Origin of the sequence: Arsukibacterium sp., assembly GCF_041616895.1 — a bacterium.
Lineage (GTDB): Bacteria > Pseudomonadota > Gammaproteobacteria > Enterobacterales > Alteromonadaceae > Alishewanella.
Window position 1 is genome coordinate 21041 of sequence record NZ_JBFJPY010000042.1, and the last position, 6761, is coordinate 27801.

At 49.3% G+C, this 6761-nt stretch carries 5 protein-coding genes; all 5 read right to left on the bottom strand.

Annotation, left to right across the window (positions count from 1 at the left end):
• Nucleotides 1-8 precede the first annotated feature (8 nt).
• Nucleotides 9-3479 carry a DNA polymerase III subunit alpha gene (gene dnaE, locus ABY802_RS08975; RefSeq protein WP_372626705.1) on the bottom strand — a complete coding sequence of 1157 codons (3471 nt, stop codon included), beginning with the start codon at nt 3477-3479 and terminating at the stop codon, nt 9-11.
• Nucleotides 3479-4072 carry a ribonuclease HII gene (rnhB, locus tag ABY802_RS08980; RefSeq protein ID WP_372626706.1) on the bottom strand — a complete coding sequence of 198 codons (594 nt, stop codon included), beginning with the start codon at nt 4070-4072 and terminating at the stop codon, nt 3479-3481. The genes dnaE and rnhB overlap by 1 nt, the downstream gene beginning before the upstream one ends.
• Nucleotides 4059-5207, bottom strand: coding sequence for a lipid-A-disaccharide synthase (gene lpxB, locus ABY802_RS08985; RefSeq protein WP_372626707.1), 1149 nt, complete (start codon nt 5205-5207; stop codon nt 4059-4061). Before lpxB ends, rnhB begins: the two co-directional genes overlap by 14 nt.
• Before the next feature lie 200 nt (nt 5208-5407).
• Complete coding sequence (lpxA, locus tag ABY802_RS08990) at nt 5408-6178, bottom strand: acyl-ACP--UDP-N-acetylglucosamine O-acyltransferase (protein ID WP_372626708.1); 771 nt, start codon at nt 6176-6178, stop codon at nt 5408-5410.
• 1 nt (nt 6179) lies between these two features.
• A complete protein-coding gene (gene fabZ, locus ABY802_RS08995) occupies nt 6180-6632 on the bottom strand; it encodes a 3-hydroxyacyl-ACP dehydratase FabZ (RefSeq protein WP_290611223.1) in 453 nt (150 codons plus the stop codon).
• Between the last annotated feature and the right edge of the window lie 129 nt (nt 6633-6761).

Here is a 6761-nt window from a genome sequence, read left to right on the forward strand (position 1 = left end):
CTACCTAATTAATTAAATTCCAGTTCTATTGTTGCTAATTGTTTTAACTGATGCAACAAAGCGTCGGCGGGCGTCACCCACCAGGCTGTCCCTAACTGCAGTGTTACCTGCCCTTCCTGTCTTTGATACCTGATTGTTACCGGTACCGTACCAGCTTTAAATTCATCGAGCACTTGCTGCAATCTTTGCAGGTAATTGTGGTCTATTTGCGCCGATTGTACAGTGATATTCAAAGATTTCAGCGATTTTTCCCGCACAGCAGTTATTTCACTTACATCGCGGCCCGACATTGTAAGGCCACCATTAAAATCATCAAAGCTGACCTGTCCGGTGATTACCAGAATACGGTCTTTTTGCAGCAATTCCTCAAAAGTTTCCAGCTGTTCCGGGAAAAAGCGCACATCCAGCCGTGCCGATTTATCATCCAGCGTCACAATGGCCCAGCGCCGGCCTTTTTTATTAATCATGACCCGCACTGATACCACTAAACCCGCTACCTGGACACTTTGATCTTTTTTGGTCGGCTGTAGTTCAACCAAACGGCAGGAAACATAATGGCGGATTTCATCAGCATACCGGTTGATCGGGTGACCGGTTAAATACAGCCCGAGCGTTTCCCGCTCGCCATCGAGCCAGACTTCATCTGGCCACTGTGGCACCTGCTTAAAGGCGCTGGCCGTCTGTTCCGGTTCCGGGCTTAACAAACCAAATAAATCGTCCTGGCCTACCGCTTGTGCCTTGGCATGCTGCTCCGCCTTTTTCATGGCCTCTTCTAAGCTGGCCATCAGCGCGGCACGATGGGGCCCTAACTGGTCCATGGCACCAGATAAAATCAGCTTTTCCATTACCCGGCGATTTAACCGTTTTAAATCGACTTTGGCACAGAAATCAAATAAGTCATGGAAGCTACCATACTCATTTCGCGCTTCGATAATGGCGTCTATCGGGCTTTCACCCACCCCTTTAATCGCGCCTATCCCATAAACGATGTGGCCCTGCTCGTTAACAGTAAACTTATACTGTCCTGAGTTAACGTCAGGCGGATCAAGCCTTAACTTCATCCGCTCGCATTCATCTACCAAGGTCACGATTTTATCGGTGTTGTCCATATCAGCCGACATGACCGCCGCCATAAATTCTGCGGGAAAGTGCGCCTTCATCCAAAGCGTCTGATAGGACACCAGTGCATACGCTGCCGAATGCGATTTATTGAAACCGTAGCCGGCAAACTTCTCTACCAGGTCGAATATCTTTATGGCAAGTTCAGGGTCGATATTATTTTTTGCAGCACCTTCCTGGAAGGTATCGCGCTGCTTAGCCATTTCTTCCGGCTTTTTCTTACCCATGGCGCGGCGCAGTAAATCCGCCCCCCCGAGCGAGTAGCCAGAGAGCACCTGCGCTATCTGCATTACCTGTTCCTGATACAGAATAATGCCGTAGGTTGGTTCTAAAATAGGCCTTAGAGACTCATGCTGCCAGGTTGCATCCGGAAACGAAATCTCTTCACGGCCACGTTTGCGGTCAATAAAGTTATCTACCATGCCCGATTGCAGTGGTCCTGGCCGGAATAACGCTACCAGCGCTATCATATCCTCGAAACAGTCGGGCTGCAGGCGGCGGATTAAATCCTTCATGCCGCGCGATTCTAATTGGAACACTGCCGTGGTGTCGGCGCGTTGTAGCAAATCGAAGCTACGTTTATCAACCAGCGGGATGCTGTTTATATCAACCGGTTTACGCCCTTCCTTCTGCAACCGGCTATTGGCCATATTGACCGCCCATTGCAAAATGGTAAGCGTACGTAAGCCCAAAAAGTCGAACTTCACTAAGCCGGCATATTCAACGTCGTTTTTATCAAACTGAGTTACCGGGTTATTCCCCTCATCATCGCAATACAGCGGCGAAAAATCGGTGATTTTAGTGGGTGCGATAACCACCCCACCGGCATGTTTGCCCGCATTTCGGGTTACTCCCTCCAACTGGCGGGCCATATCAATTAAATCTTTCACTTCCTGATCCTGAGCATACAGCTCAGGCAAACGTGGCTCTTCTTTAAAGGCCTGTTCCAGCGTCATACCAGGAGTGGGAGGGATAAGTTTGGAAATGCGATCAACAAAGCCATAAGGGTGGCCAAGCACCCGGCCTACATCGCGAATGACTGCTTTGGCCGCCATGGTACCGAAGGTAATAATTTGCGATACTGCCTCACGGCCATACATTTCGGCGACATGGTCGATTACCTCATCGCGGCGATCCATACAGAAATCGACATCAAAATCAGGCATCGATACCCGCTCCGGGTTTAAGAACCGTTCAAACAGCAGATCGAATTCCAGCGGATCAAGGTCGGTAATTTTTAGCGCGTAAGCCACCAGTGAGCCTGCACCCGAGCCACGACCCGGCCCGACGGGAATGTCGTTATCTTTGCTCCACTGAATAAACTCCATCACCACCAGAAAGTAACCCGGAAAACCCATCTGATTGATAACGTCCAGCTCAATCTGTAAGCGCTCATCGTAAGGTGGTCGCTTCGCAGTCCGCTGCGCCTCATCCGGAAATAACTGCAGTAGTCGCTGCTCCAACCCTTCCTGCGACTTTAATACCAGAAAATCGCCATCGGTCATGCCGCCTGTGGGAAAAGCCGGTAAAAAGTATTCACCAAGTCGGATCGTGACATTGCAGCGTCGGGCAATTTCTACACTATTCTCCAGGGCTTCAGGAATATCAGCAAATAATGCCGTCATTTCCTGCTCGGTGCGCAGATACTGCTGTTCTGAGTAATGCTTCGGCCGGCGTTTATCGTCCAGGGTAAAACCATCATGAATGGCGACCCGGATCTCATGCGCCGGGTAGTCAGAGGCTTTTAAAAATACTACTTCGTTGGTAGCAACAACCGGCAATTGGTGTTGCTCCGCCAGCAGCACGGCTTTTTGAATATACCGTTCTTCATCAGGTCGGTCAGTTCGGATCAACTCCAGGTAAAAACGCTCAGGAAAATACTGCTGATAAAAGCTGACCAATTCGGTTACCGATTGCGAATTTTCTTTTACCAGCGCTTTGCCAAGCGGGCCGTCTTTGCCCCCCGACAACACGATAAGGCCGCGGTTATGTTCTGCCAGCCATTGATGATCAAGCTGCGGCCTACCTGCGACATGTCCTCGCAGATAGGCTTTGGAAATCAACATGGTCAGGTTCTGATAACCTTCATTGTCCATTGCCAGCAACAACAGTCGGGCGCTTTCAGTGCCAAGCAGCGGATGCTGTACCCAGCAATCAACACCAATTATCGGTTTTATCCCGGCATCATGGGCAGCACTGTAAAACCGGACCAGACCGCAAAAATTCATTTGATCTGTTAAGGCCAGTGCCGGCATCTGTGCCGCTGCCGCAGCTTTGACAATAGGCTTAACCTTGGCGACACCATCAATCATGGAAAAGTCGCTATGGACCCGCAGGTGAATAAACGCCGGAGTATTCATCAGGACAATTGCTCGGCAATTAAGCGCACGGGTTTAAAACTACGTCGGTGCTCAGCCAAAATGCCATGCTCTCTAATCGCTGCCAGATGCTGCGCGGTCGGATAGCCCTTATGAGACGCAAAACCAAACTGGGGGTAACGCTGAGCTAATTCTGTCATTTCTGCATCACGGGCAACTTTGGCTAAAATTGACGCAGCGCTGATCTCAGCGACCAGACTATCTCCTTTGATTACGGCAGTGGCTGGCATTGGCAGCGCCGGGCAACGATTGCCATCTATCATTACCCACTGTGGCTGAATGGTTAATGCTGCCACGGCGCGTTGCATTGCCAGCATCGTTGCATGCAGGATATTCAATTCGTCTATTTCTGCCGGCTCTGCCCGACCAAGTGCCCAGCACAAAGCATTGGCTTTTATTTGCTCTGCCAATGCTTCGCGCCGTGGTGCACTGAGTTTCTTAGAGTCGGTCAGGCCACTGATAGGCCGCAAAGGGTCGAGAATGACGGCCGCCGTCACCACGGCGCCAATTAATGGGCCACGACCCACTTCATCTACACCGCATAATAATGTTACATCGGGTCTATGCCACTGCATCAGAACCTGCTACCTCCAGAATGGCCTCGGCAGCGCGGACGCTGGCATTACATTTAATTTGTTGATGAATATCACGATATTCGGCCAGTAAGGCGCTATTGTCCACCTGGAGCAAAGGCGACATTGCCGCCACCAGAGCGTCAGGGGTGACCTGATGTTGCAGCAGTTCGGCTACCATTGGCCGTCCTGCCAACAAATTAGGCAAGCTGAAATGCGCCAGTTTAACCAGGCGCCGGCCAATCTGATACGTTAACCAGTTAGCCCGATATGCCACCACCATCAGGCATTTGGCCAGCATGGCTTCCAGCGTGGCGGTACCAGAAGTTATAAAAGTGGCATCTGCGGCCAACAATACCTGGCGAGCCTGACCAATATGGACCTTTATCATTAAATCAGGTGCATGCTGCTGTTTAATAGCCATAAACTGCGCTGCCTTTTGCTCAGTCACCATATTGGCAATAAGTTGCAGCTGCGGCTGTTGCTGCTGCAATACGGTAGCGGCAGACAGAAAATCAGGCGCTAACAAGTTAATTTCATTACTACGACTGCCCGGCATCAGCGCCAGTGCCGGTCGGGTTGGATCAAGCCCCAGTGCGACTTTACACTCGGCTTTATCGACCACCAGCGGCATGGTATCCGCCATGGTATGGCCAACAAAAGTACAGGGCACCTGGTATTTATCGTAAAACGCTTTTTCAAAAGGTAATAACGACAGCACCATATTGGTGGCTTTGGCGATCTTAAATATACGTTTATGGCGCCAGGCCCAGACAGAGGGGCTAACATAGTGCACCGTTTTAATCCCTGCCTGCTTTAATTCAAGCTCGACCGGCAGGTTAAAATCCGGGGCATCGATACCAATAAACACATCGGGTTTATCTTTCAGTAATGCAGCAACCATAGCGCGTTTTACTTTTAATAAACGCGGTAGCCTACCCAACACTTCAACAATACCCATCACGGCCAGCTCTTCCATCTCAAACAAAGCATTAAAACCCAGTGCTTGCATGCGCGGGCCACCAATACCATAAAAATGGGCATCAGGATGGCGCTGTTGAAGCGCAGCCATTAAATCGGCACCAAGGATATCGCCGGAGTGTTCGCCAGCAATCATGGCAATATTAAGATGTGACAAAGTAAGTCTCGTTTATGAACTGATTATTCTTATCGTTATTCGATTCTATCACAGGAAATAGTGCTTACTTCAAGCCTTTACCAGGTCGAAATACTTGCGGCCTTATCCAATAGCACTGCAGTAGGCTATTACGCTGTTATCACCTTATAAAAAAGGAGCCTACAGGCTCCATTTCTTTATAAGGTAATTTACATTTGTGCTTAACGCACAATACCGCGACTGGCGTTAGCAATAAAATCAGTAAAGGCTTTTAACTCTGGATACTCTGCTGATTTTGTCTCAAGTGCTGCTAAGGCTTCGGCAACGGTTTGGCCTTTGCGATAGACTTCTTTGTAAGCACGTCGTATCTCTAACAGCGCATCACTGCTAAAACCCCGGCGTTTAAGCCCTTCAACATTAATACCGGCAGGCTGACACGGTGCGCCATGCACCATCACGTAAGGCGGAACATCTTTTAGCACAATAGAGCCACCGCCACAAAAGCTGTGAGCGCCAATATGCACGAACTGATGCACACCCGTCATACCGCCCAGAATAGCCCAGTCGCCAACATGCACATGGCCGGCAGCCTGCGCGCCACTGGCAAAAATAGTATGGCTGCCAATCACACAATCATGGGCAATATGGGTGGTATTCATAAACAGGTTATGGCTGCCAATAATCGTTTTACCCTGATCCTGCACTGTGCCACGATGGACAGAGCAGCCTTCACGGAAAACGTTAAAGTCGCCAATGATCAGCTCAGTGGCCTCGCCTTTGTATTTCTTGTCCTGGCAGGCTTCACCAATACTGCTGAACTGAAAAAAATGGTTGCCTTTGCCAATGGTCGCCGGACCTTTGATCACCACATGGGGTTCGATAATACAATCATCATCCAACACAACATCATGACCGATATAGCTAAAAGGGCCCACTTTTACATTCTGGCCAAGCCTGGCACTACTTTCTACAACTGCTGATGGATGAATCACGTTATAACTCTCTTCTGGCACACATTAATTCAGCTGAGCACACGATAACACCGTCTACTTTGGCCTCTCCGTAAAACTTCCACATATTACGGCGCTCCTTTAAGAACTTCACTTCCAGTATCATGGTGTCACCTGGTACTACCGGCTTTTTAAAACGGGCATCATCAATTGCAGCGAACAAATACAGCTCATTTTCAGAACGTTCGGTTACCGTTTTAAAACCCAGGATCCCCGTTGCCTGGGCTAATGCCTCAAGGATCAGTACACCTGGGAAAATTGGCATTCCAGGGAAGTGTCCGGTAAATATCGGTTCATTAATCGTTACATTTTTAAGCGCTGTTAACGATTCTCCCGGCGTGTAGTCCAGCACTTTATCAATTAACAAAAACGGATAGCGGTGCGGTAATAACGCCATAATTTCTTGCACTTGCAGGCTATTAAGTTGATTGGCCAAAATTAATCCTCTGTCGATGGCTCTTGTCCATCCTGACTTATGTGCTGTAATTGTTGCTCCAGCTGTTTTACCCGCTGAAATAATTGCTCAACCTGGCGCAAACGCGCGGTGTTGCGACGCCACTCCGCA